This is a genomic window from Streptomyces sp. NPDC003691, from assembly GCF_053981115.1.
In genome coordinates this window covers 36,065-59,987 of the sequence record NZ_JBSFNQ010000024.1, presented here as the reverse complement: position 1 = coordinate 59,987, position 23,923 = coordinate 36,065, and the positions used below count along the sequence as shown (strand labels likewise).

The following is a 23,923-nucleotide window of genomic DNA, read 5'->3' as shown; positions in this document are numbered from 1 at the left end:
CGGCCCTATCCTCGGATTGCGCCAGTGTTCACTGGCGCGATGGGGGGTGGGATCCTCCCTCTGAACGGCCTGGGACGTTCCGGACGGTACGTACGAACGACATGAAGGACCCGGACGGCCCCAAACGATCCCGCAGACCCGAACGATCCGCAGGACCCGCAGGACCCGCAGGACCTGCACCACCCGCACCACCCGCACCACCCGCAGGACCCGCAGGACCCGCAGTAGCTGCACCACCCGCACCACCCGCACGACGCCCCTACGTACGTTCGCCCCGGGAGGCGATATGGACCGGCAGCGGCAGGCGCACCACGGCACGGAACGGCGGGAGGAGAGCGCCGGACCCCCGCGGCACGTCCGCGTCGCGATCGTCGGCTCCGGCTTCGGCGGGCTGGGTGCCGCCGTGAGACTGCGCCGTGAGGGCATCACCGACTTCGTCGTCCTCGAACGGGCCGACGCGGTCGGCGGCACCTGGCGCGACAACAGCTATCCGGGCGCCGCCTGCGACGTTCCCTCCCACCTCTACTCGTTCTCCTTCGCGCCCAATCCCGAGTGGAAGCGGACCTTCTCGGAGCAGGCCGACATCCGCGCCTACACCGAGCACGTCACGGACCTCTTCGGCATCCGGCCGCACCTCCGCCTCGGCCACGAGGTACGGCGGCTGGTCTGGGACGGCTCCGCGCTGCGCTGGCGGATCGAGACCAGCCGCGCCGACTTCACCGCCGATGTCGTGGTCTCCGCGACCGGCCCGCTCTCCGACCCCGCCGTCCCCGACATCCCCGGCCTCGACGGCTTCCCGGGCGAGGTCTTCCACACCTCCCGCTGGGACCACGGCACCGACCTGCGCGGCAAACGCGTCGCCGTGATCGGGACGGGTGCCTCCGCGGCCCAGATCGTGCCCCGGATCCAGCCGGTGGCCGCGTCCCTCGCGGTCTTCCAGCGCACCCCGCCCTGGGTGCTCCCCAAGATGGACCGGCCCATCACCGCCGCCGAACGGCTGCTGCACCGCCGTGTCCCGCTGACCGCGACCGCCCGCCGGGCCGCGCTCTGGGCCGTACGCGAACTCCAGGTACGGTCCTTCACCCGCAGCCCCGGCGAGATGCGCGCCGCCGAGGCCCTGGCCCGGGCCCATCTGGCCCGGCACATCAAGGACCCCGCGCTCCGGGCCGCCCTCACGCCCGCCTACCGCCTGGGCTGCAAGAGGGTCCTGCTCTCCAACGACTACTATCCGGCGCTGGCCCGGCCGAACACGACCGTGGTGCCGTCCGGACTGGCGGAGGTCCGCGGCTCCACCCTGGTCGCCGAGGACGGCGCCACGGCCGAGGCCGATGTGATCGTCTTCGGTACCGGCTTCCGGGTCACCAGCATGCCCGTCGCCGAACGGGTCGTCGGCACGGACGGTACGACCCTGGCCGAGAGCTGGGACAAGGGCATGCGGTCGCTCCGCGGGACCGCCGTCGACGGCTTCCCCAACTTCCTGACGATCATCGGCCCCAATACCGGCCTCGGTAACTCCTCGATGATCCTGATGATCGAATCGCAGCTCAACTATCTGGCCGACTTCATGCGCCAGCTGCGCATCCTCGGCGGCCGGACCGCCCTCGCGCCCCGGCCCGAGGCCGTCGCCTCCTGGGGGGACTTCGTCGAACGGCGGATGGCGAACAGCGTCTGGGTCACGGGTGACTGCCGGAGCTGGTACTTGGACCGGTTCGGCCGCAATACGACGCTCTGGCCGGGCACCACGGGCGAGTTCCGCAGGCTGCTGCGCGAGGTCGACCTGGGGGAGTACGAGATCACCCGCGCCGCCACCGGTACGGCCCCGGGCTCGGCGCCGGCCCCGGGCTCCGTCACCGATACCGCCCCTGTCACCGATACCGCCCCCGCCGCCGGTACCGCCCCGGCCGCCCCGTCATCCACCGACGAGACCGCCCCGGAGGCCGCCGCATGAGCGGGAACCGTGCCCTGCCGCGCCCCGAGGTCCGGACCGTGGCATCGGCCGACGGCGCCCCCCTCCATGTCGAGATCCACGGCCCCCGGGACGCCCCCGCCGTAGTCCTCTCGCACGGCTGGACCTGCTCCACCCGCTTCTGGTCCGCCCAGACCGAGGCGCTGGCCGGGGAGTTCCGGGTCGTCGTCTACGACCAGCGCGGCCACGGCCGCTCACCCATGGGCCGGGTCGGTACGGACCGCCTCGCCGACGACCTCGAAGCCGTGCTCCGCGCCGTGCTCGCCCCCGGGGAGCGGGCCGTTGTCGGCGGGCACTCCATGGGCGCCATGACGATCATGGCCGCCGCGGGCCGCCCGGCCCTCGCCGAGCACGCCGCGGCCGTCCTGCTGTGCAGCACCGGAGCCTCCCATCTCACCGAGGACTCCCTGGTGATGCCCGGCCGCCGCAGCGCGCTGCGGACCCGGCTGAACCACGCGGTCCTGCGCTCCACGCTGCCGCTCGGCCCGGTCACCCCGCTCGGCCTCCCCCTGCTGCGCCATGTCGCCCTCAGCCGGGCCGCCACCCGGCAGCAGGTCGAGGAGTGCGCCCGGATCGTGCACGCCTGCCCCCGGATCCACCGCGCCGCCTGGGCCCGGGTCCTGGCGACCCTGGACCTGACCGCGTCCGTGGCGGCCCTGGACCTGCCCGCGGTCGTCCTCGTCGGCAGTGCCGACCGGCTCAGCCCGCCCGTCCACGCGCACCGGATCGCCGCCCGGCTCCCCGACTGCCGGGGGCTGACCGTCCTGGACGGCGCCGGTCATATGACCCCCGTCGAACGGCCCGACGAGGTCACCGCACACCTGCGGGAGCTGGCCAGGACCCATCTGCGCCGGGGCCCGGACGCCCTTCCGGCGCCCGGCGGAAGCGGGCCGGGCGAGCGGGAGACCGCCGTATGAGCGGACGGCCGTCCGCGGGGGCGGCGCCCGGTCCGCATCCCCGCCCGCCCGGTCCGCATTCCGGCGCGCCCGGTCCGCAGCCGGGCCCGCATTCCGGACCGCGCCCTCGCCCGCACCTGGGGCGGGGTACCCGGCCCGGGCGGGGTGCCGGTCTCGACGGGCGGGGTGCCGGTCTCGACGGGCGGGTCGTCGTGGTCACGGGGGCCGCCCGCGGCATCGGTGAACTGCTGGCCCGCAAACTGTCGGCGCGCGGCGCCCGGGTCGCCCTGGTCGGCCTCGAACCCGACGGGCTCAGAGCCGTCTGCGACCGGCTGCCCACCGAAGGCGCCTGGTGGCACGCCGATGTCACCGACCCCGCGGCGATGGCCGACGTCGCCGCCGGGGTCGCCGAGCGTTTCGGCCGGGTCGACTGCGTCGTCGCCAACGCGGGGGTCGCGCTGGGCGGCACCTTCGCCGACGACGATCCGGCGCTGGCCGCCTGGCGGCGGGTCGTCGAGGTCAATCTGATCGGCAGCGCGATCACCTGCCGGGCCTTTCTGCCCGCCCTGCTGGCCGGCCGCGGCTACTTCCTCCAGATCGCGTCCCTGGCGGCCGTCGTCCCCGCCCCGCTGATGACCGCCTACTGCGCCGCGAAGTCCGGCGCCGAGGCGTTCACGCACAGCCTGCGGGCGGAGGTCGGCCACCGGGGGGTCCGGGTCGGCGTCGGTTATCTGTCGTGGACCGACACGGACATGGTCCGGGGCGCGGACCGGGACGAGGTCATGCGCGAGCTGCGGCAGCGCCTGCCCTGGCCAGCGAACCGCACCTATCCGCCGGACCCCGCGGTGGACCGTCTGGTCACCGGCATCGAGCGCCGGTCGGCCCGGGTGTACGGGCAGTGGTGGCTGCGCGGGATGCTGCCCGTCCGGGGGGTGCTCCCGGCGCTCACCGCCGTGGCCGCCGCACGCGAGATGCGACGGGTCGAGAGCCGCCTCGGGAGCGTGCCGCGGGGCCTCGTCGGCGCGGGCGGCGCCGCGGACGAAGCGGCCCGCGCGAAGCCGCCTGCCGCGGGCGGGGACGGGGATACAGGAGCCCCGTCCCCGGGGCCGACGGCCCTCTGACGCGGCCCGGGACGGGCCACCAGGCCCACGTCAGCTCAGTTCCAGGACCTCCGCCAGCCTGCGCCACTGCTCCCGCGGCAGGGAGCTCGGGGTGCCGGTCATCACGTTCAGCGCGACATGGTCGGCGCCCGCGTCCAGATACTCCGCGATCCGCTCCCTGGCCCGCTCCGGGCCGCCCAGCGCGAAGACCGCGTCCAGCAGCCGGTCGCTGCCGCCGTCCGCGAAGTCCGCCTCCGTGAAGCCGGACCGCTCGAAGCTCCGCAGATAGTTGGGGAATTCCAGATACATCGCGAGGCCGCCGCGGGCGATCTCCCGGGCCCGGTCGAGGTCGGGCTCCAGCACCACCTTCAGATCGGGCGCGAGCAGGGTGTCCGGGCCCAGCGCCTCCCGGGCCTCGGCGGTCTGCCCGGCGGTGACCAGATAGGGATGGGCGCCGCCGGCCCGGTCCGCCGACAGTCTGAGCATCTTCGGGCCCAGCGCGGCCAGCAGCCGCCGGTCGGCAGGGACCGGCACCGGGGCCGCGTCCAGCGCGTCCAGATAGTCGACCATTGCCGCGTACGGCTTGGCGTACTGAGGGGTCAACTTCTCGTGGCTGACACCGAGTCCGAGGAAGAACCGGCCCGGCGCGGACTCCTCGATTCCGGCCGTCCCGGCGGCGACGTCCGCCGCCGAGTGCTGCCAGATCGACAGAATGCCCGTCGCGACCCGGATCCGCCGCCCGGCGGCCACCACGGGAGCGGCCTCCGCCAGGGACGGGCTGCCGCCGATCCACAGGGTGCCGAAGCCGAGTTCTTCCAGCTCGGCGACGGCCTCCGCGACCTCGGCCGACAGCGCCGGTTCGCCGGGGGCGGCGCGCAGCAGCACGCTCCAGACTCCTACCCGGCCGAGCTTCCCGTGTTCCGCAGTGAAGGTCATGCGGGTTCCAACGGCCGTGCGGGGCAGGGCTATTCCGGACTTCCTCCCTCGTTCGGGTGAAGTCCCGCCCCGGGTTCCGTCCCCGGGGCCTGCTACGCCCCCGGCCTCGGCGGCAGCGGCGGGCGGCTGCGGTCCGGGACGTCGTCGTAGCCCGGCGGGTCCAGCGCCGGGCGCTTCTCCAGCATCTCCAGCGCCACCCGTACCGCGTCGTCCAGCCCCGGGAACCGGCCCTCGGCCCAGTCCAGCGGGGTGCGCAGCGCCTCCAGATCGGGTTCGACGCCGTGGTTCTCCACCGACCAGCCGTAGTTGTCGAACCAGGCCGCGTTCATGGGGACGGTGATCACGGTCCCGTCGCCCAGCCGGTGCCGTCCGGTGATCCCGACCACCCCGCCCCAGGTCCGGGTGCCCACCACCGGCCCGATGCCCAGCAGTTTGAAGGCCGCCGTGATCATGTCGCCGTCGGAGGACGTCGCCTCGTCCGCGAGCGCGACGACCGGACCGCGCGGCGCGTTGGAGGCGTACGAGACGGGCCGGGCGTCCCGGGTGAGGTCCCAGCCGATGATCCGGCGGGTCAGGTTCTCCACCACCAGTTCGCTGATATGCCCGCCCGCGTTGCCCCGGACATCCACGATCAGGGCCGGCCGCGACACCTCCAGCCGCAGGTCCCGGTTGAACTGGGCCCAGCCCGAACCGCCCATGTCGGGGATGTGGAGATAGCCGCAGCGCCCGTCGCTCAGCTCCCTCACGACCTCCCGCCGTTTGGCCACCCAGTCCTGGTAGCGCAGTGGCCGCTCGTCGATCAGCGGGACCACCGCGACCCGCCGGGCGGGGGCGGGCGCGCCGGGCGGGCCCGCGGCGCCGTCCGCCGTACGGAACGTCAGCTCCACCGTCGTACCGCCCGCCGCCGACAGCATCGGGAACGGGCCCGTCACCGGGTTCACCGGACGGCCGTCGACATGGGTGAGGACCGCGCCCTCGCGGATGCCCGTACCCGCGAGCGGCGAACGGGCCTTGGAGTCCGAGGAGTCGCCCGGCAGGATCCGCCCGACCACCCAGCCCTCGTCCCGGCGCACCAGATTCGCCCCCAGCAGGCCCATCGGGCGCTGGTAGTGCGGCGGGCCCTCGTTGCGGCGGGCGGGGGTGACGTACGCGTGCGAGGTCCCCAGCTCGCCGACGGCCTCCCGCAGCAGATCGGCGAACTCGTCGGGGGACGCCACCCGGTCCAGCAGCGGCCGGTACTGGTCGAGTACGCCGTCCCAGTCGACGCCGCTCATGCCCGGATCCCAGAAGTAGGCGCGGATCAGCCGCCCGGCCTCCGCGTACGCCTGGCGCCATTCGGCGGGCGGCTCCACCTCGTGGTGGATACGCCGCAGGTCGATGTAGACGGTCGAGTCGCCGTCGCCGGACTCGGCCGACGGCTGGGCCCGCAGCTCGCCCTCGTCGACGACGACCAGCCGGGTGCCGTCGCCGCTGACCGCGAACCAGTCGAGGTGGTCGACCAGTTCGGTGCGGCGGGCCTTGGTGATGTCGAAGTGTTCGAGGGTGGGGCGGCCGGAGGTGTCGGCGGGGTTCACGAAGGTCTCGCCCAGCGCGCCCGAGATCGGCCAGCGCAGCCAGACCAGCCCGCCGCCGGCCACCGGGTGGAGCGCCGAGTACTTGGAGGCGGCCACCGGGAAGGGCGTCACCCGGCTCTCCAGCCCCTCGGTCTCCACCACGACCGTATGCGCACCGGCGCCCGGCCCCGGCTCGGCGCCCGGTCCCGCGTCGTCGTCCGTGCCGTCGCCGCCCGCGGGCTGCGGCACCGGGTCCGGTTCGTTCAGCGGGTCGAGACCGCCGGCCGCCGGGCGTCCGTCGGGCAGCAGGGCGAAGGGCGACGGGGTCGCCGACGACAGCGGTACGAGATAGGGGCGGCAGCCGAGCGGGAAGGAGAGGTCGCCGGTGTGGACGTCGTACACCGGGTCGAAACCGCGCCAGGAGAGGAAGGCCAGATAGCGGCCGTCGCTGGTGAAGACGGGGTTCTCGTCCTCGAACCGGCCGTTGGTGACATCGATGATCGTCCGGTCCTTTATCCGCGCCATGCGGATCTGGCGCAGACTGCGGCCGACACCCGGCTGGGACCAGGCGAGCCAGGCGCCGTCGGGGGAGAAGGCGAGGTCGGCGACGGGGCCGTTGAGGGAGTGGACGAGCTGGACGACGTCCGTGGCGGCGGCCCCGGCCCCGGAGCCGGAGGCGGTGCCGTCCGGGGCGTCCGTAACGTCAGTGGCTCCCGCGGCTCCCGCGGCTCCCGTGGTCCCCGAGGTCCCCGTGCCGTCCGGGGTGCCTGAGCCCTCCGCCCCCGCCTCTGCCCCTGCCCCCGCTTCCGCTTCCGCTCCGGCACCCTCCGCCCCCGCACCCTCCGCTCCGGCGGAAGCGACCGCCCCCGCCTCCGGCGGCCCGCCCGCCGGATCCGGCTCCTCCGCGTCCAGCAGCAGCAGCCGGCCGTCGTGCGAGGCCACCGCGAGCCACTTGCCCTGCGGGTCCGACACCAGCTCCCGCACCACCCCCAGCTGCCCGGAGGCCAGCCGCCGGGGCTCCCGGTCCCCGGTCGCCCGGGGCAGATGGGCGATCTCCACCGCGTCCGCGCCGTCCGCGTCCGTCACATACGCCACCCGGCCGCCGGTCCCGGGCATCACCGGCATCCTGACCCGTACCCCCGGGGTGTCCGCGATGGTGCGGGCGGGGCCGTCGCGGTGCGTCAGCCAGTAGAGGCTGCCCCGTACCGAGACCGCGCTCGCCCGCCCGGTGGGGTCCACCGCGATCGCGTTCACATGGTCCGATGCCGGGATCTGGTACGACCGCCGGCCCGTGCGCGGCCCGCCGAGCCGGACCGCCGCCCGCCGCGGCACCGCGTCCGGCACCGTCAGATCGTCGACGATCCACAGCTCGCCCGCGCACTGGTAGATCACCCGCTCGCCGTCGCTGGAGGCGTGCCGGGCGTAGAAGGCGTCGTGGTCGCTGTGGCGCCGCAGGCCGGAGCCGTCGGGACGGCAGGAGTAGAGATTGCCGACGCCTTCGTGGTCGGAGAGGAAGGCGATCCGGCCGCGGACGAACATCGGACAGTCGAGATGGCCCTCCAGGCCTTCGAGCAGCCGCTTGCCGTGCAGCCAGAGGCGGCCCATGGCCCCGCCCCGGTAGCGCTTCCAGGCCGCGGGCTCGTGCGGCGGTTTGCCGGTGAGCAGCAGGGTGCGCCGCTCGCCGCCGACATCGGCGACGGCGATGTCCGCGACCGGTCCCCACGGCAGCCTGCCGCCGGGTTCGCCGTCCAGGGGGACGCTGTACGCCCAGGAGAAGTAGGAGAACGGCTGGCCGTGCGAGGAGACGGCGAGGACATGGCCGTCGGGGCCCCAGCCGCAGACCCGGGTGTCGAGGGAGCCCCAGTAGCTGAGCCGCCGCGACTCGCCGCCCGCCACCGGGACCACATGGATCTCCGGGTCCAGGCTCCGCCAGGTCGTATAGGCGATCAGCCGCCCGTCGGGGGAGAACCGGGGATGGCCCACCCGGGTCCGGTCCGCGGTGAGCCGCCAGGCACGGCCCGGTTCGGCGCCCGGCGCGGCCAGCGGGGCGACCCAGAGGTCGTCCTCGGCGGCGAAGCACACCAAGTCGTCGTGGAGGTGCGGGTATCGGAGGTACGCCACGTCGTCGCTCACCCCCCAATGCTTTCCACCCCGGGGGCCGGGGGCAACTCGTGGGCCGGGACGAACCCGTTCCGGAGGGGAAGGGTTGAGCCCGTACCGGGTGAGGAAGGCCACAAGCGAAACGGAGGCGTTTCGCTCCGGCCCTCGCTTATCCTCTTATCAGTACGAAACCGTTTCGTTTGGAACGGTCGTGGTGAGGGCCCGGAGAGGGCCTTGGCGGACCGCCGGAAGGGAGGGCGACCCGATGTCCCGCAGCCGGCTGACCCCCGAGCGCGAGGCCGAACTTTTCGAGGCAGTGCTCGAACTGGTACGCGAAGTCGGATACGACTCCCTGACGATGGACGCCGTGGCGGCCCGGACCCGCTCCAGCAAGGCCACGCTCTACCGGCAGTGGCACAGCAAGCCCGAGCTGGTGGCCACCGCGCTCCAGCACGGCCAGGGCCCCGGTGCCGACGAGGTCGACACCGGCAGCCTGCGCGGCGACTTCCACGAGATGCTCTCGAAGACCGACGCGGGCCAGATGGAGAAGGACTCCGCGCTGCTGCGGGCCCTGGTCCACGCGGTCCACACCAACCCCGATCTGTACGACGCGCTGCGCACGAAGGTGATCGCACCCGAGGAGGCGGCGCTGCGGACGGTGATCGACCGGGCCGTCGAGCGGGGTGAGATCAGCGCGGACAACCCGGCCAGGGAGTTCGTGCCGCATATGCTCTTCGGCCTGTTCTTCTCGGTCCAGATGATCGAGGACCGGGTCCCGACCGTGGATTTCATGACGCGGTACGTCGACGCGGTCGTCCTTCCGGCGCTGGAGGCCCGATGACCAGGCCCCTCGCTGCCCTTCCGCCCCCGGAGCCGGCGGCGGCACAACGATGTGCCGCACCCACCCGCCGACAACCCTGAGGCCATACACCGAGGCGTCCCCAGCCCCGAGAGGTTCCCCGCCTCGCCCGACTCCCGCCGGACCGGACTCCCACCCCGGGCCACCGCGGGGCCTTCCCCACCTCCCCGTACGTTCCCGCAAGACCAGCACGACCCGTTCCTGACGCGCGCCGCTCTCGTCGTCGGGCCGACTCCCCCTGCCCTGTTCGTCGTCTCACCAACGGGAGAACGCCCTCGTGGCCACGTTCCTCTACAAGCTCGGGCGGTTCGCCTTCCGGCGCCGCAAACTCGTCGCCCTGATCTGGGTGGCCCTTCTCGTCCTGGCCGGTGTGGCGGCGTCCTCCGCCGCCAAGCCCACGGACCCCGGCTTCGCCCTGCCCGGCACCGAGTCCCAGAAGGCCTTCGACCTTCTGGAGGAGCGGATCCCGGGCGGCAGCGCCGACGGAGCCACGGCGCGGATCGTCTTCAAGGCCCCGGCCGGCCAGAAGATGACCGACGCCAAGAACAAGACCGAGGTCAACGAGGTCATCGCCGCCCTGAAGAAGGGCTCCACCGAGATCTCCGAGGTCGCCGACCCGTACGGCGCGGACGCCGTCTCCGAGGACGGCGGCACGGCCTATGTCTCGGTCACCTACAAGGTCACCTCCATGGAGCTGACCGACAAGACCAAGGAGTCGCTGACCGAGGTCGCCAAGGAGGCCAGGTCCTCCGGGCTCACCGTCGAGCTGGGTGGTGACGCCACCATGGTCGAGCACGACGCGGCCTCCAGCGAGATGATCGGCATCCTGATCGCCGCGATCGTGCTGGTGATCACCTTCGGTTCGCTGGTCGCCGCCGGTCTGCCGCTGCTGACCGCCCTGATCGGCGTCGGCGTCGGCATCTCCACCATCACCGCCCTGGCCAATGTGCTCGACCTGGGCACCACCACCTCCATGCTGGCGATGATGATCGGCCTCGCGGTCGGTATCGACTACGCGCTGTTCATCGTCTCCCGCTACCGCTCCGAGCTGGCCGAGGGCCGGGAGCGTGAGGAGGCGATCGGCCGGGCCGTCGGCACCGCGGGCTCCGCGGTGGTCTTCGCCGGTCTGACCGTGGTCATCGCCCTCGCGGGCCTCGCGGTCGTCAATATCCCGATCCTCAGCAAGATGGGCTTCGCGGCCGCCGGCACCGTCGTCATCGCCGTCGTCATCGCGATCACCCTGATCCCGGCGCTGCTGGGCTTCGCGGGCGAGAAGATCCTCGGCCGCAAGATGCGCAAGGCCCGCAAGGCCGGTACCGACACCGCTCAGTCCGGCCGCGGCGCCGGAAAGCCGAAGGCGGGCGTCCGCTGGGCCCAGTTCGTCCTGCGCCGCCCGGTCGCCGTACTGATCACCGCGGTGATCGGTCTCGGTCTGATCGCCGTGCCCGCCGCCTCGCTCCAGGTCGGTCTGCCGGACGAGGGCTCGTCTTCCCCGGCGTCCACCCAGCGCAAGGCGTACGACCTGCTCTCCGACGGCTTCGGCCCCGGCTTCAACGGTCCGCTGACCATGGTGGTCGACGTCAAGGAGAGCAAGGACCCGAAGGGCGCCGTCCAGAAGGTCGCCGACACCGTCGGCAAGATGGACGGAGTGGTGAGCGCCGGATTCTCCGGCGAGCTGAACAAGGCGGGCGACACCGGCATCGTCAGCGTGGTGCCCGAGGACCGGCCGTCGTCCGTGAACACGGAGAAGCTGGTCGAGAAGATCCGCGGCGAGAGCAAGACGTTCAAGGCCGACACCGGCGCGGTGGTCCTGGTGACCGGTGCCACCGCCCTGAACATCGACTTCTCGCAGAAGATGAGCGACGCCCTGGTGCCGTATCTGACGCTCGTCGTCGGACTCGCGTTCCTGCTGCTGGTGCTGGTCTTCCGGTCCATCCTGGTCCCGCTGAAGGCGGCCCTCGGCTTCCTGCTCTCGGTCGTGGCGGCGCTCGGCGCGGTCGTCGCGGTCTACCAGTGGGGCTGGCTGTCCGGCCTGTTCAACGTCGAGCAGCCCGGCCCGATCATGTCGATGATGCCGATCTTCATGATCGGTGTGGTCTTCGGTCTGGCCATGGACTACGAGGTCTTCCTGGTCACCCGGATGCGCGAGGCGCATGTCCACGGCGAGCGTCCGGCCGAGGCGATCGTCACCGGCTTCCGGGACGGCGCCCGGGTGGTCACCGCCGCCGCGGTCATCATGATCGGCGTCTTCGCCGGCTTTATGAGCGCGGGCGAGCAGATGGTCATGATGATGGGCTTCGGCCTGGCGATCGCGGTCTTCTTCGACGCGTTCGTCGTCCGGATGGCGATCGTCCCGGCGGTCCTGGCGCTGCTGGGCGAGAAGGCCTGGTGGCTGCCGCGCTGGCTGGACAAGGCGCTGCCGAACGTGGACGTGGAGGGCGAGAAGCTCCAGCAGGAGCTGGCCCACCGTCCGCAGGACCCGGACGAGGACCGGCGCCTGGTCGGCGTCTGACCTCCGGCCGGACGTGATCCCGGGGGCACCGGCCGGTGCCCCCCGGGACCGGCCACCTGAAACGAGCGGCGACGGGCCGCATCCCCGAGCGGGGATGCGGCCCGTCGGCCGTTCCGTCCCGGTCCCGTGGCGGCGGACCGCAGTGCCTGCCGGTCCCGCAGGGCCTGCCGGTACGGGTCCGGGCCCACCCGGCCGCCCGGCCTTCGGATACACCGGGCAGGGGGTTACGCCGTTCGGGCGACGCCGCTGGAGCGGGCCGCCGCCGCCCGGGCCCGTACGCCGTCCCGCGGCCCGAGGCCGCACGCCGGTGTCCCGGGCCGCCGCCCGCGCCGCCGCCCGCGACGCTACGCCGGCTCCGGCTCCGCCCCGGCGCCGCCCACCGCCGCCGCGTAGGTGTGCCGGAGGAAGCGGTTCAGCACATTCGAGTCGAACTGCACCACCGAGACGCCGTCGGCGGAGTGGAACTCCACCACGGCCTGGGCCCGGCCGCAGGGCCAGACCTCCACATCACCGCTGCGCGCGGGCCCCCGCAGCCCGCTCTCCAGCAGCTCGCGCGGGAACGTCCAGCCGGTGCCCCCGGGGAAGGCGAACCGTACGGCCCGGGGATCCCCGTCGGGCTCGTACGACATCGAGACCCGGACCGGCCGGTACTGGGGAGCGTCGGTGACGATCCGGCCCCAGACGTGATCTTCGACGGTGGTGGCGGACATTGCTCGCTCCTCACAACGTCTTCTTTGTCATCTAATGTCCCATATTTTGCGCGCAGGCTCGATCGCGCTTTGCTCTTTCTTGAGCAGAAGGCGCTCTTGCAAGCCATGTGCAGAAGAGCACAATCGATGCTGCCCGTCGCAGTCCACGCGTCCGCTCCACCCGTCGCCTTTCCGATCCGGAGCCCGCCATGCATGTTCCCGACGGATTCATCAACGCCCCCGTGTCGGCCGCCGCCGGTGCCGTCGCCGTCGCCGCCGTCGCGGTCGCCCTGCGCGGGGCCCGCCGCGAGGCGGCCGCCCCCGGCACACCCACCGGCCTCACCGGCCCCGGCGGCGAACGCACCGCGCCGCTCGCCGGTCTCGTCGCCGCCTTCGTCTTCGCCGTACAGATGCTGAACTTCCCGGTCGCCGCCGGGACCAGCGGACATCTCCTCGGCGGCGCGCTGGCCGCGGTCCTGGTCGGCCCGTACACCGCCGTCCTCTGCCTCACCGTCGTCCTGCTGCTCCAGAGCGTCCTCTTCGCCGACGGCGGCCTCACCGCGCTCGGCATCAACATCACCCTCATCGGGGTGGTGACCACCGCCGTCGCCTACGGGCTCTTCCGCGCACTGCTCGCGCTGCTGCCGCGCCGCCGGAGCTCGGTCACCGCCGCCGCCTTCGCCGCAGCCCTGGTCTCGGTGCCCGCGTCGGCCGTCGTCTTCACCCTGATGTACGGGATCGGCGGCACCACCGACGTCCCCTTCGGCACGGTGCTGGCGGCCATGACCGGCGTCCATGTCCTGATCGGCATCGGCGAGGCGCTGATCACCGCGGCGACCGTCGGCGCGGTGCTCGCGGTCCGGCCCGACCTGGTGTACGGCGCCCGCGGACGGGCCGGCGCACCGCTGAAACTGCGGGTGGCCGGACAGCTCGTCGACCTTCCCGCCGCCGCGCCCGCCCCGCGGACCGGCGGGCGCCGGTCCCGCGGCCTGCTGATCAGCGGGCTGTCCCTCACCGCGGTGCTCGCCGGGCTGGTCTCCTACTACGCGTCGACCAGTCCCGACGGCCTGGAGCGGGTCGCCATCGACAAGGGTTTCGCGGAGTCCGCCGAGGACCCGGCGACCATCGACTGGCCGCTGGCGGACTACAGCTTCTCCGCCGTCGCCGACGATCGGCTCGCGGGCGGTATCGCCGGACTCGCCGGGGTCGGCGCGACGGTCGCCGCGGGCACCCTCCTCCTGCGGGCCGCCGCCGCGCGCCGACGCGGCGGTACGGCTGCTTCAGGTGCGGTGGCTGCCGGTGCGGTGGCCTCCGGGACAGCGGCACCGGGTACGTCGGCTCCCGGGGCGGACCGGACCGGCGGCACCGGGCAGTCGCCCGCCTCCCCCGCCGCCCCCGCCTCTCCGGGCTCTCCGGGCTCCCCCGCCTCCCCGGCCGGACAGGACTGAGCGCGGTATGGGCGCGGGCCACGGCCACCGGCTGTACGTCCCCCGCAGCTCACCCGTCCACGCCCTGCCCGCGCACTGCAAACTCGTCGCCGTCCTCTGCTTCGTCCTGGTCGTCGTCTCCACCCCGGGCCGGGCGGTCGGGGCCTTCGTCCTGTACGCGGCCCTGCTGGCCGCCGTCGCGGCGGCCGCCCGGATCCCGCCCGCGACCGTCCTCAAGCGGCTGCTCGTGGAGACGCCGTTCGTCGCCTTCGCGCTGCTGCTGCCGTTCACCGTGCCCGCCGGCCCGGGGGAGCGCACCACCCTCCTCGGCCTGACGCTCAGCGAACCGGGGCTGTGGGGTGCCTGGACCCTCCTGGCCAAGGCCACCCTCGGCGTCGCCGCGTCCGTCCTGCTCGCCGCCACCACCGAACTCCGCGCCCTGCTGCTGGGCCTGGAACGGCTCCGGCTGCCGCCGCTGCTGGTTCAGATCGCCTCCTTCATGATCCGTTACACCGATGTGGTCGCCGACGACCTCCGGCGGATGGCGGTCGCCCGCCGCTCGCGCGGCTTCGAGGCGCGCGGCGTCCGCCACTGGGGCGTGCTCGCCCGCACCGCGGGAGCCCTCTTCATCCGTACCTACGAACGCGGTGAGCGGGTGCATCTCGCCATGCTCAGCCGGGGCTATACGGGCACCATGCCCGCACTCGGCGAGGGCACGGCGGCGGGCCGGGGCCAGTGGACCCGGGCCGCCGCTCTGCCCGCCGCCGCGCTCGCCGTCCGCCTCCTGGGAGGGAGCCCCCTGTGACCTCCGCCGTACCGCCCCCGTCCCCGTCCCCGCCGCCCTCGCTGAGCGTCGCCGGGCTCGCCTACGCCTATCCCGACGGCCACCAGGCCCTCTTCGGCGTCGATCTGACCATCGGGCGCGGGGAACGCGTCGCCCTCCTCGGGCCCAACGGCGCCGGGAAGACCACCCTCGTCCTCCATCTCAACGGCATCCTCGGCGGCGGCGCGGGCACGGTGACCGTCGGCGGACTGCCCGTCGAAGGCCGCCATCTCGCCGAGATCAGACGGCGCGTCGGCATCGTCTTCCAGGACCCCGACGACCAGTTGTTCATGCCGACGGTCCGGGAGGACGTCGCCTTCGGCCCGGCCAACGCCGGGCTGCGCGGCCCCGAACTGGAGCGCCGGGTCACCGCCGCGCTGGACCGCGTCGGTATGGCGGACCACGCCGGACGGCCCCCGCACCACCTCTCCTTCGGACAGCGGCGGCGGGTGGCGGTGGCGACCGTCCTCGTCATGGAGCCGGAGATCCTGGTCCTCGACGAGCCCTCCTCCAATCTCGACCCGGCGTCCCGCCGCGAACTCGCCGAACTGCTCCGGTCGCTGGACACGACGGTGCTGATGGTCACCCACGACCTGCCCTACGCCCTGGAACTGTGCCCGCGCTCGGTGGTGCTGGGCGACGGGGTGATCGCCGCCGACGGGCCGACCCGGGAACTCCTGTCGGACACCGCGCTGCTGCAAGCGCACCGGCTGGAGCTGCCGTACGGCTTCGACCCGGCCGCCGCCGTACCGCTGCCGGCCGGTCCCGGCCGGGCCCGCCCCGACTGACCTGGAAGTCCGCCCCGCCGCCCGGCGTTGCACCATGGAGGGGAGCAGGTCAGGGGCAAGCGGAGGGGCGGGGTCATGACGGACGTACGCGGCACGGTGGCGGACGGCTTCGAGCCGGTACGGGACGCCTTCGTACGCAACTTCGAACAGCGCGGCGACCGGGGCGCGGCGGTCGCGGTCTACCGGGACGGCCACAAGGTGGTCGACCTCTGGGCCGGTACGCGGGATGTGAACGCCGCCGCCGCGGGCGGCGGTCCGGGACCGGGCACCCGGCCGGGCACGGGCCCGGTTCCGGTGGCCGCAGACGGCGTTACGGGTGCCGGAGGGCCCGGCTCCGCCCCGGCACCGGTATCCGGCGCCCACGGCCCCGCGGCCGCCGCCCCGTGGGCGGTCGACACCGCGCAGATCGTCCGCTCCGCCACCAAGGGCGTCGCGGCCGCCGTCGTCCTGCTGCTGCACCAGCGCGGCCAGATCGACCTGGACGCCCCCGTCGGCACCTACTGGCCCGAGTTCAAGGCGGCCGGGAAGGAGCGGGTCCTGGTCCGCCATCTCCTCGCCCACCGGGCCGGACTCCCCGCCCTGGACCGCCCGCTGACCCCCGCGCAGGCCATCGACGGCAGCAGCGGCCCGGCCGCCCTCGCCGCCCAGGCACCCGTCTGGCGGCCCGGCACGGACCACGGCTACCACGCCCAGACCTACGGCTGGCTGCTGGCCGAACTGGTGCCCAGGGTCACCGGCCGCAGCATCGGCCGCTGGGTCGCCGAGGAGATCGCCCGCCCCCTCGGCCTCGACTTCTGGATCGGTCTCCCCGCGGAGGAGGCCCACCGGGTGGGGCGGATCGGCCCGGTGGAGGAGCCCCCGCCGGTCCGCAGCGGCGGGCTCGCCCTGCGGCCCAAGCGGTCGGTGGCGGAGGCTTACCGAGACCCCGGTTCGCTGACCCGCCGCGCCTTCGGGGTGGTGGACCCGCTGCCGGACGAGAACGACCCTGCGTACCGGGCCGCCGAACTGCCCGCGTCCGGCGGGATCTCCACCGCCCGCGCACTGGCCCGGTTCTACGCCTCGACGATCGGCGCGGTCGACGGCGGGCCGCGGCTCTTCGCCCCCGCGACCCTGACGCTGGCCCGGACCGAGGAGTCCGCGGGCCCGGACCGGGTCCTGGTCGTCCCCACCCGCTTCGGTCTCGGCTTCATGCTCCACGGCCCGGCCGCCCCCCTGCTGGGCCCCGGCTCCTTCGGCCACCCCGGGCGCGGCGGCTCCCTGGGCTTCGCCGACCCCGAATCCGGGGTCGCCTTCGGCTATGTGACCAACGCGCTGCGCAGGGGAGTCACCGCAGATCCCCGTGCTCAGGCGCTGATCCGCGCGGTACGTTCGGCGCTATGAAACGCTTCGAGGGATACGGGGTTCTGATCACGGGCGCGGCCCGCGGCATCGGCGCGGCGACCGCCCGCAGGCTCGCGGACGAGGGCGCACGCGTCCTGCTCACCGACATCGACGGACCGGCGGTGGAGAAAACGGCCGCCGGGATACCGGGCGCGGCCCATCTGGTGTGCGACGTCGCCGACCAGGCCCAGGCGGACGCCGCGGTCGCCTTCGCCGCCGACACCTTCGGCCGGCTCGACGTCCTGGTCAACAACGCCTTCGCCTGCACCCCGGACCGGGACGCCTTCGAGGACGAACCGGACACCACCTGGCGGCTCGACCTCGACATCACCCTGATGGGCGCGGTCCGCTGCGCCCGGGCCGCCCTGCCCCGGCTGGCGGAGGCCGACGGCCGCGGCGCGATCGTCAACATCGGCTCCGTGAACGCCGAGGCGGACTTCGGCAACCACGCCTACAGCGCCGCCAAGGCGGGCCTGGCCTCACTGACCCGGACCCTGGCGGGCGATGTCGCCCCGCGCGGCGTCCGGGTCAACCAGGTCAACCCCGGTACGATCCGCACCCCCAACTGGGACGGCCGCGAGGCGGCCCTCTCCGCCCTCGGCAGCCGCGCCTACCCCCTGGGCCGGGTCGGCGAACCGGACGACATCGCGGCGGCGGTGGCGTTCCTGGCCTCGCGGGACGCGTCCTGGATCACCGGGACGGTGCTGCGGGTGGACGGCGGACTGCTCGCGGTGAACCGGATGTTCGCCGAGATCACGGCGGAAACGGAAGGCTAGCCTCTCGATTGTCGGACCGTCCGGCTACAACTGGCCGTATGAGCGCGACACATATCGAACCCGGTGAGCTGGAGTCCTTCGTGGTCCGGGCGAAGGCGGCGACGTACGCGGGCGGCGGCGGCAAAGTGCCCTCCGTCCGTGTCGCGTCGCACGATCTGGAGTACCGGGAGGGCGAGCTGGTCTACCGCGACAGCTATTTCGGCGGCACCGATTTCCTGGGCCAGGAGACGGTCCATCTGCAAGGCCGCCCGCTGTGGGGCATGAACTACTACGGATACGTCCTGGGCGGCGGCATCGACGCCGCGGTGGCGGGCCGCGTCGTCACCGCGGCCCTCTCCGCGCTCTATCGGGAGGGCCGGTTCCTCGGCGGCTTCCGGTACACGGTCGACGGACTGACCTACACGGACGAGTCGACGGGGGACGTCACCCGGTTCCGGGGGGTGGAGCACATCACGACGCCCTCGGGGATACGGGCGTACGAGCTGCGCTACCACGGGGGCCGGATCCTGGACTGACGGCGGACGGCCCGGGGCGCCGCCCGCCGGGCCCGGTCAGCCGCGGGTCAGGTCCGCCACCCGCGGGACCACCCGTCCGTACAGATCGCCGATGGTGGTCAGTGCCGCCGTCTGGAGGGCGGCAGCGGACAGGGGGGTCCCGTCGGGGGCGGCGAGGGCACGGGTGGCGGTGGCCTCGGCGACGACGGTGGGCCGGTAGCCGTGGTGGGCGGCGCCCTGGGCGGTGAACGCGACACACATATGGGTCATGAAACCGGCGAGTACCAGCTCGGGACCCGCATCCAGACCGCGCAACACCTTCTCCAGCTCCGTCTCGTGGAAGGAGTCGGGGCGCTGCTTGACCACCACCGGCTCCCCGTCGCGCGGGGCGACCTCGGGGCAGATGGCCCCGCTCTCGCCGCCGAGGTCGTACGGGGAGCCCGGGCCGCCGTCCTGGACGACGTGCACCACGTGCGCGCCCGCGGCCCGTGCGGCGGCGAGCAGTTCGGCCAGGGCGGTGAGGGCCTCCTCGGCACCCTCCAGAGCGAGGACTCCGGTGCGGTAGGTGTGCTGGACGTCGATCAGTACGAGGGTTGCGTCGGCGAGCCGCGGAAGGCTCTCGTCGACACCGAAAATCTGGCGCAGGGTGGGCGAAACGGGCATGGCTGAGCTCCTCATGGCGGTATGCCGGTATGCCGGTATGCCGGTATGCCGGTATGGCGGGTTGGCGGTATGACGGCGTGATGGTGCGGCGGTGGTGACCGATGACGGACGGGCGGCTCAGAGCACGGCGGAACCGGTGGTCCTCGCGGTGCGGAAACGCCGCCGGTAGGCCGCCGGGCCGGTGGAGATCCGCCGCCGGAAGGCGCGGTGCAGGGTCTCCACCGAGCGGAGGCCGGTCGCCAGCGCGATCTGCTCCAGCGGCCGGTCGGTGGTCTCCAGCAGCCTGCGGGCGGTCTCGACGCGCAGCGCCTCCACATAGGCGGCCGGGGTGGTCCCGGTCTCCCGGCCGAAGACCCGGGCGAAGTGCCGCTCGCTCAGACACATGCGTGCGGCCAGCGCGGCCGCCGAGAGGTCGGCGTCGAGGTGGTCCGCGATATGGCGGCACAGCTCGTCGATGTCCCGCCGCCCGGCGGCCGGCCTGCTGATCGGCACGCTGAACTGGCTCTGCCCGCCCTGCCGTTTGAGATAGACGACGAGCTGCCGGGCGATGTCCAGGGCCAGTTCCTCACCGTGGTCCTCGGCGACCAGGGCCAGGGCGAGGTCCAGACAGGTGCTGATGCCGGCGCCGGTCCACACCCGCCCCGAGCGGATGAAGATCGGATCGGGGTCGACGGTGACCTCGGGGTGGTCCGCGGCGAGCCGGGCCGCGGTGGACCAGTGCGTGGTCGCGGTCAGTCCGTCCAGCAGTCCGGCGGCGGCGAGCAGATGGGCACCGACACAGACGGAAGCGATCCGGCGGGCGTACGGCGCGGTCTCCCGGATCCACGCCACGATCTCCGGGTCCACCCTGGGCCGCAGCCCACCGCCCGGCTCGTCGTCCACGGCCCCGGGCACCAGGAGGGTGTCGACGGCGGACCCGATGTCACCGAATCCGGCGTCGGTGACGATCCGTACCCCGGCGGAGGTCGTCACCGTCTCGCCGCCCTGCCCGGGACCGGCCAGCCGCACCTCGTACCGGGCGCGCCCCCGGGACGCGCGGCGGGCGAGGGAGAAGACCTCGGCCGGCCCCGTGACATCGAGCAGGTCGACGCCGGGGAAGACCGCGATCACGACGCGGTGACTGATCTCGGGCATGCGTCCATCGTCGGCCGCGGACCGGACGGCCGCAATGACGGCGTTCTGTCAGATCCGGACACCGGGGCGCGGAGGCCGGCCGACGGCCTCCGCGCCCCGGTGTCCGGGGAGCCCGGCCGGTCCGGGGCCACTGCCGGATCCCCACCCCGGGCCCTGGCCGTAGCGGGTAACCGGTCAGGCCGGCCCGGTCCAGTACGCGTCGTCCCAGCTTCCGGCGTCCGGGCTGAACGAGACCTCGATCTCGTGGGCCGCCGCGGGCGGGACGGAGAAGGCGTAGCGGCCGACGGCCTGTTCGCCGGGCGGGACCCGGCCGAGGAGGATCTTCTGGCGGCCGCTGCCGTCGATCAGCAGCTCCACGGCGGTACCGGTGGCGTCGGTGACCTCGGGCAGGCCCGTTTCGACCGGGATCCGCGCCTTGGTGGTGTTGTGGACGGTGATGACCAGCTCGATCGCCTTGTTGCCCTTGGCATGGCCGTTGGCGAACGCGTCCGGAGTGAACTTCTTCGGCTTGTGGACCGTGACCTTCAGACCGTTCTCGAAGAGGAAGGGCTCGCCGAAGGACAGCTCCCGGGCCGCGGCGGTCGCGGCCGCCTCCTCGCGTTCCTGCTGGTCCTGCCGGGCCTCGGCGGAGGCGGACGCCTCGGCCTTCCGCTCCGCGGCCCGGTCCTCGTCGTGGGACTCCTTCACCAGCAGCACGGTGACCGCGGCGGTGATCAGGGCTATCACCAGGCCGACCGTGCCCGTGATCACTCCGGCCAGGGCCATGCCCCGGTTGTTCGCCCGGCCCGAGCGGACGAAGCTCAGTCCGATGATGCCCAGCACCAGGGCCGCCAGGGACGGCAGCCAGGACAGCCAGAACAGGATGACGGCCAGACAGAGGACGAGCCCGATGATGCCGAGGACCATGGCGGTGACCCCGACGGCGTTACGGCTCTCCCCGCCCGTTCCGGGGTGCGGGGGGTGCCACTGCGGCGGGGCCTGCGCCCACGGCGGGGGGACCGCGGGTGCGGGGGGCTGCTCGGCGCCGGGCTGCTGCTCGCCGGGCGGCGGCGGGGGCATGGTCATACGGGGTCCTCGAAGACGTGTCGAACGTGTCGAACATTCGACCTTACCAGCGCTTTTTACCGTTTCCTTAGGGATTTTCCGCAGCGGGTGGGCAAGGGGCGAGCGGGGAGAGCGGGACGGTTCCGGTGGGGGGTAAGGCTCTTTACCAGGAACGATTCCGCCGCTTTTCCCCGCCCGGCGGGGGTGTGACGGTGAAGGGGACCGCGGCGGAGCAGCGCTCCGCCCCGCACTCGCAGGGAGACCCGATGAACACCCCCGTGAACACCACCATGAACACCCCCGTAAAGACCGATGTCGCTTTCGTCGGCAACGGGCTGAAGCTCGCCGGACACCTCTATCTCCCCGGCGGAGACCTGTCCGGCGGAGACCACCGGGCCGGAGACCTCCCCGCCGTCGTCGTGGCCCATCCCTTCGGCGGCGTGAAGGAGCAGACCGCCGGTCTGTACGCCGAGCGCCTCGCCCGGGAGGGCTTCGCCGCCCTCGCCTTCGACGCCTCCCACCAGGGCGAGAGCGAAGGCGAGCCGCGTCTGCTGGAGGACCCCTTCGTCCGTGCCGAGGACGTCCGCGCCGCCGTGACCTTCCTGGCCGGGCGGGAGGACATCGACCCGGAGCGGATCGGCGCCCTCGGGATCTGCGCCTCCGGCGGCTACGTCCCCTTCGCCGCCCAGACCGATACGCGGATCAAGGCGGTCGCCACCGTCAGCGCCGCCGACATCGGCTCCCTCTTCCGGGACGGCCTCGGCGGCGGGCAGGACGAGAGCGTCATCCGCGGGATGCTGGCCCGGGCCGCCGAGGACCGGAACGCCGAGGCCCGCGGGGCGGCCCCCCGCCTGGAGCCCATCGTCCCGGAGACCGCCGAGGAGGCGGCGGGATGGCCGGTCCTCTACCAGGAGGGCCGTGAGTACTACCGCACCCCGCGCGCCGGGCACCCCCACTCGCCCAACCGGTACCTGGCGCGCAGCGTCGACCGGATCGCCCAGTACTCCTCGTACGACCTGATCCGGCTGATCGCGCCCCGGCCGCTGCTGATGGTCGCCGGGACGGAGGCCGACACGGCGTACTTCAGCCGCGAGGCGGTCGACCGGGCCACCGGGCCCAAGGAACTGTTCGAGGTCGAGGGCGCCACCCATATCGACCTCTACGACCGGGACGAGTACGTCACCCCGGCCGTCGCCCGGCTGGCCGGCTTCTTCCGGGAGCATCTCGCCGCCTGAGCGCCCTCCGGCGCCCCCGGGCCCCTCACCCGGACGGGTCAACGGCGGCCGCTCCGGCCGCCCCGCCGTGGCTACGCTGCGCGCCATGGCCGGACTTGACCCCCCGAGGTGCCCCGTCTGCCCGGCGCGCCCGTGGCTGTGGAAGGACACCACGGCCGCCGTACCGGGCCGGCCCGATCAGTGGAGCTGGTACTGCACCGGCTGCCGTACCCGCCGGGAGCCGGGCTTCGCCGAGCGGATGGCGTTCACCTACGGCCCGCCGCCCGCCGCCGCCCCGCTCCCTCAGTCCTCCTCGTAGTGGAGCGTGCCGTCGTCGTCCATCGTGGGGTGCAGTTTCATCGGCCCCCAGCTGTCGAGGTCGGAGGGCCGCGGCGGCTCCGGTCCGTCCGGACCGCAGCGGATCACCCGCTCGATACGGCAGATCCGGTAGAGGGAGTCCCCGACCCGGGCCTCGTCCGCCCGTCCCGCCGCCTTGAACTCCGCGGCCGCCAGGGCGTGCGCCGCCCGCTGTGCCGCGTCGAACCGGTAGATCATGGGCCAGAACTCGTTCATCCCGTCGAACAGGGCGCGCCGGGCGTCGTGCGGCGACGGCAGCAGTGCTCCCCGGGGCGTCCAGTCCCCGTCCGCCAGCTCGGCCAGGCTGAACCCGACCGGCAGCAGGGCGATATCGGGGTAGCGCTCGACGGCCAGTTCGGAGTCCCGGCTGACATGGTCGGGGAAGAGCGGCCCGCTGTACGAGAAGGACCGCAGGCCGAGTTTCATGGCGCCCGCCATCAGCCCCTCCTCCCGGTCCGGGTCGATGTCCTGGCCGACCTCGGGCCACTCCCGGCTGCGGCCGCGCTCCCAGGAGTGGTCGTTGCCCGGCTCGGGGTCGGTGGGGCGGGGCGGCTCCATTCCCTCCTCGCCGCGGCGGGCGAACTCGTCGGCCCGCACCACCCGGTAGCGGCAGCCGGGTACCTCGACCTCGTTGACGGGCTCGTTCTCCAGCAGGGTGACGGCGTCGAGGAGCCGGCGGCGCACCCGGGGGTCGTCGGTCTCGTCCTTGGCCCGGAACCAGAGGAAGGAGTTGAGGCTGTCCCTGGCTTCCTGCGGGGAGCCGCTGACCACGGGCCGCAGCACTCTCCAGGCACCGTTCTCGCCGCCGTCCCGCCAGGGGCCGCGCGCGTCGTGGCCCGCGGTCCCGCCGGGTCCATGGCCGGGGACGCCCGGTGTTCGCTCACCGCAGTGGCCGCCGTGTCCGCCGTCGCCGGTGTTCTGCGCGGCGAGCCCGAACACCGGTCCGCGCACCAGGAGATCGGGATAGCGGTACGAGGCCTCGACGGCGTCGGCCTCGGTCACCCAGGCCGCCGGGTCGTCGCGCTTCACCAGATTCTCGTGCAGCCGGTCGATCCGTCGCTTCCAGTCATCAGCCATGCGCACATTGTTGTGGGGGCGGGCCCGGTTGGACGGGGAGCGTACGTCAACTGGCCTGAAGCGTACGGGCTGTACGGGCTCCCTTCGAACGCCCGCCCAGTCCCCGGGCGGGGAACGGCCGTGCGTTCGAACGCC

The 23,923-nt window shown here is 73.6% G+C and carries 20 protein-coding genes; 13 read left to right on the top strand and 7 right to left on the bottom strand.

The genetic code is table 11. The features are described 5' to 3' along the window. Window positions 1-286 precede the first annotated feature (286 nt). The 3 genes from ACWDR0_RS14545 to ACWDR0_RS14535 all read left to right on the top strand — a co-directional run bounded on the left by ACWDR0_RS14545 (window position 287) and on the right by ACWDR0_RS14535 (window position 3,983). Complete coding sequence (locus ACWDR0_RS14545; protein WP_456352008.1) at window positions 287-1,948, top strand: flavin-containing monooxygenase; 1,662 nt, start codon at window positions 287-289, stop codon at window positions 1,946-1,948. After that, window positions 1,945-2,883, top strand: coding sequence for an alpha/beta fold hydrolase (locus tag ACWDR0_RS14540; RefSeq protein ID WP_456352007.1), 939 nt, complete (start codon window positions 1,945-1,947; stop codon window positions 2,881-2,883). The genes ACWDR0_RS14545 and ACWDR0_RS14540 overlap by 4 nt, the downstream gene beginning before the upstream one ends. A gap of 116 nt (window positions 2,884-2,999) precedes the next feature. Then, complete coding sequence (locus tag ACWDR0_RS14535) at window positions 3,000-3,983, top strand: SDR family oxidoreductase (protein ID WP_456352042.1); 984 nt, start codon at window positions 3,000-3,002, stop codon at window positions 3,981-3,983. Between the two features lie 30 nt (window positions 3,984-4,013). On the opposite strand, the gene ACWDR0_RS14530 is transcribed toward ACWDR0_RS14535, so the two are convergent. After that, window positions 4,014-4,898, bottom strand: a complete 885-nt coding sequence (locus ACWDR0_RS14530; RefSeq protein WP_456352006.1) for an LLM class F420-dependent oxidoreductase — start codon at window positions 4,896-4,898, stop codon at window positions 4,014-4,016. Window positions 4,899-4,990: 92 nt separating this feature from the next. Then, window positions 4,991-8,584: a S41 family peptidase gene (locus tag ACWDR0_RS14525; protein ID WP_456352005.1), complete on the bottom strand. Its 3,594-nt coding sequence runs from the start codon at window positions 8,582-8,584 to the stop codon at window positions 4,991-4,993. 232 nt (window positions 8,585-8,816) lie between these two features. Between ACWDR0_RS14525 and ACWDR0_RS14520 the strand changes: the two genes are divergently transcribed. After that, a complete protein-coding gene (locus tag ACWDR0_RS14520) occupies window positions 8,817-9,392 on the top strand; it encodes a TetR/AcrR family transcriptional regulator (RefSeq protein WP_456352004.1) in 576 nt (191 codons plus the stop codon). 295 nt (window positions 9,393-9,687) lie between these two features. Then, window positions 9,688-11,922: an MMPL family transporter gene (locus tag ACWDR0_RS14515; protein ID WP_456352003.1), complete on the top strand. Its 2,235-nt coding sequence runs from the start codon at window positions 9,688-9,690 to the stop codon at window positions 11,920-11,922. Between the two features lie 344 nt (window positions 11,923-12,266). Here ACWDR0_RS14515 and ACWDR0_RS14510 read toward each other — a convergent pair whose 3' ends face one another. After that, a complete protein-coding gene (locus ACWDR0_RS14510; protein ID WP_456352002.1) occupies window positions 12,267-12,632 on the bottom strand; it encodes an SsgA family sporulation/cell division regulator in 366 nt (121 codons plus the stop codon). Window positions 12,633-12,820: 188 nt separating this feature from the next. On the opposite strand from ACWDR0_RS14510, the gene ACWDR0_RS14505 reads away from it, so the two are divergent. The 6 genes from ACWDR0_RS14505 (at window position 12,821) to ACWDR0_RS14480 (ending at window position 18,320) form a co-directional block, all read left to right on the top strand. After that, a complete protein-coding gene (locus ACWDR0_RS14505; protein WP_456352001.1) occupies window positions 12,821-14,059 on the top strand; it encodes an energy-coupling factor ABC transporter permease in 1,239 nt (412 codons plus the stop codon). Window positions 14,060-14,066: 7 nt separating this feature from the next. Further along, window positions 14,067-14,843, top strand: a complete 777-nt coding sequence (cbiQ, locus tag ACWDR0_RS14500; RefSeq protein WP_456352000.1) for a cobalt ECF transporter T component CbiQ — start codon at window positions 14,067-14,069, stop codon at window positions 14,841-14,843. Then, window positions 14,840-15,649, top strand: a complete 810-nt coding sequence (locus ACWDR0_RS14495) for an energy-coupling factor ABC transporter ATP-binding protein (RefSeq protein WP_456351999.1) — start codon at window positions 14,840-14,842, stop codon at window positions 15,647-15,649. Before cbiQ ends, ACWDR0_RS14495 begins: the two co-directional genes overlap by 4 nt. Window positions 15,650-15,724: 75 nt before the next feature. Next, window positions 15,725-17,029, top strand: a complete 1,305-nt coding sequence (locus ACWDR0_RS14490; protein ID WP_456351998.1) for a serine hydrolase domain-containing protein — start codon at window positions 15,725-15,727, stop codon at window positions 17,027-17,029. Further along, window positions 17,026-17,805 (top strand): SDR family NAD(P)-dependent oxidoreductase, encoded by a 780-nt coding sequence (locus ACWDR0_RS14485; RefSeq protein WP_456351997.1) that lies wholly within the window; start codon window positions 17,026-17,028, stop codon window positions 17,803-17,805. Before ACWDR0_RS14490 ends, ACWDR0_RS14485 begins: the two co-directional genes overlap by 4 nt. A gap of 38 nt (window positions 17,806-17,843) precedes the next feature. Then, window positions 17,844-18,320, top strand: coding sequence for a DUF5680 domain-containing protein (locus ACWDR0_RS14480; RefSeq protein ID WP_456351996.1), 477 nt, complete (start codon window positions 17,844-17,846; stop codon window positions 18,318-18,320). A gap of 36 nt (window positions 18,321-18,356) precedes the next feature. On the opposite strand, the gene ACWDR0_RS14475 is transcribed toward ACWDR0_RS14480, so the two are convergent. The 3 genes from ACWDR0_RS14475 to ACWDR0_RS14465 all read right to left on the bottom strand — a co-directional run bounded on the left by ACWDR0_RS14475 (window position 18,357) and on the right by ACWDR0_RS14465 (window position 21,161). Then, the gene (locus tag ACWDR0_RS14475; RefSeq protein ID WP_456351995.1) at window positions 18,357-18,962 is read right to left on the bottom strand and encodes an isochorismatase family protein; all 606 of its coding nucleotides are present in this window, start codon (window positions 18,960-18,962) and stop codon (window positions 18,357-18,359) included. A gap of 117 nt (window positions 18,963-19,079) precedes the next feature. After that, complete coding sequence (locus ACWDR0_RS14470; RefSeq protein WP_456351994.1) at window positions 19,080-20,096, bottom strand: GlxA family transcriptional regulator; 1,017 nt, start codon at window positions 20,094-20,096, stop codon at window positions 19,080-19,082. A gap of 174 nt (window positions 20,097-20,270) precedes the next feature. Next, on the bottom strand, window positions 20,271-21,161 hold the full coding sequence (locus tag ACWDR0_RS14465) for a DUF4190 domain-containing protein (protein ID WP_456351993.1): 891 nt from the start codon (window positions 21,159-21,161) through the stop codon (window positions 20,271-20,273). Between the two features lie 245 nt (window positions 21,162-21,406). Here ACWDR0_RS14465 and ACWDR0_RS14460 point away from each other — a divergent pair, with 245 nt between their 5' ends. Then, a complete protein-coding gene (locus ACWDR0_RS14460; protein WP_456351992.1) occupies window positions 21,407-22,375 on the top strand; it encodes an alpha/beta hydrolase in 969 nt (322 codons plus the stop codon). A gap of 85 nt (window positions 22,376-22,460) precedes the next feature. Continuing rightward, window positions 22,461-22,673 (top strand): hypothetical protein, encoded by a 213-nt coding sequence (locus ACWDR0_RS14455; protein ID WP_456351991.1) that lies wholly within the window; start codon window positions 22,461-22,463, stop codon window positions 22,671-22,673. Here the strand turns inward: ACWDR0_RS14455 and ACWDR0_RS14450 are convergent. Then, a complete protein-coding gene (locus tag ACWDR0_RS14450; RefSeq protein WP_456351990.1) occupies window positions 22,658-23,788 on the bottom strand; it encodes a DUF5954 family protein in 1,131 nt (376 codons plus the stop codon). The genes ACWDR0_RS14455 and ACWDR0_RS14450 overlap by 16 nt on opposite strands. Window positions 23,789-23,923 lie beyond the last annotated feature (135 nt).

Excerpts from the sequence above, each read along its gene's own strand:
- ACWDR0_RS14545 (WP_456352008.1), top strand. The coding sequence starts at position 287 with ATGGACCGGCAGCGGCAGGCGCACCACGGCACGGAACGGCGGGAGGAG.
- ACWDR0_RS14540 (WP_456352007.1), top strand. The coding sequence starts at position 1,945 with ATGAGCGGGAACCGTGCCCTGCCGCGCCCCGAGGTCCGGACCGTGGCA.
- ACWDR0_RS14530 (WP_456352006.1), bottom strand. The coding sequence starts at position 4,898 with ATGACCTTCACTGCGGAACACGGGAAGCTCGGCCGGGTAGGAGTCTGG.
- ACWDR0_RS14520 (WP_456352004.1), top strand. The coding sequence starts at position 8,817 with ATGTCCCGCAGCCGGCTGACCCCCGAGCGCGAGGCCGAACTTTTCGAG.
- ACWDR0_RS14510 (WP_456352002.1), bottom strand. The coding sequence starts at position 12,632 with ATGTCCGCCACCACCGTCGAAGATCACGTCTGGGGCCGGATCGTCACC.
- ACWDR0_RS14505 (WP_456352001.1), top strand. The coding sequence starts at position 12,821 with ATGCATGTTCCCGACGGATTCATCAACGCCCCCGTGTCGGCCGCCGCC.
- cbiQ (WP_456352000.1), top strand. The coding sequence starts at position 14,067 with ATGGGCGCGGGCCACGGCCACCGGCTGTACGTCCCCCGCAGCTCACCC.
- ACWDR0_RS14490 (WP_456351998.1), top strand. The coding sequence starts at position 15,725 with ATGACGGACGTACGCGGCACGGTGGCGGACGGCTTCGAGCCGGTACGG.
- ACWDR0_RS14485 (WP_456351997.1), top strand. The coding sequence starts at position 17,026 with ATGAAACGCTTCGAGGGATACGGGGTTCTGATCACGGGCGCGGCCCGC.
- ACWDR0_RS14480 (WP_456351996.1), top strand. The coding sequence starts at position 17,844 with ATGAGCGCGACACATATCGAACCCGGTGAGCTGGAGTCCTTCGTGGTC.
- ACWDR0_RS14475 (WP_456351995.1), bottom strand. The coding sequence starts at position 18,962 with ATGCCCGTTTCGCCCACCCTGCGCCAGATTTTCGGTGTCGACGAGAGC.
- ACWDR0_RS14470 (WP_456351994.1), bottom strand. The coding sequence starts at position 20,096 with ATGCCCGAGATCAGTCACCGCGTCGTGATCGCGGTCTTCCCCGGCGTC.
- ACWDR0_RS14465 (WP_456351993.1), bottom strand. The coding sequence starts at position 21,161 with ATGACCATGCCCCCGCCGCCGCCCGGCGAGCAGCAGCCCGGCGCCGAG.
- ACWDR0_RS14460 (WP_456351992.1), top strand. The coding sequence starts at position 21,407 with ATGAACACCCCCGTGAACACCACCATGAACACCCCCGTAAAGACCGAT.
- ACWDR0_RS14455 (WP_456351991.1), top strand. The coding sequence starts at position 22,461 with ATGGCCGGACTTGACCCCCCGAGGTGCCCCGTCTGCCCGGCGCGCCCG.
- ACWDR0_RS14450 (WP_456351990.1), bottom strand. The coding sequence starts at position 23,788 with ATGGCTGATGACTGGAAGCGACGGATCGACCGGCTGCACGAGAATCTG.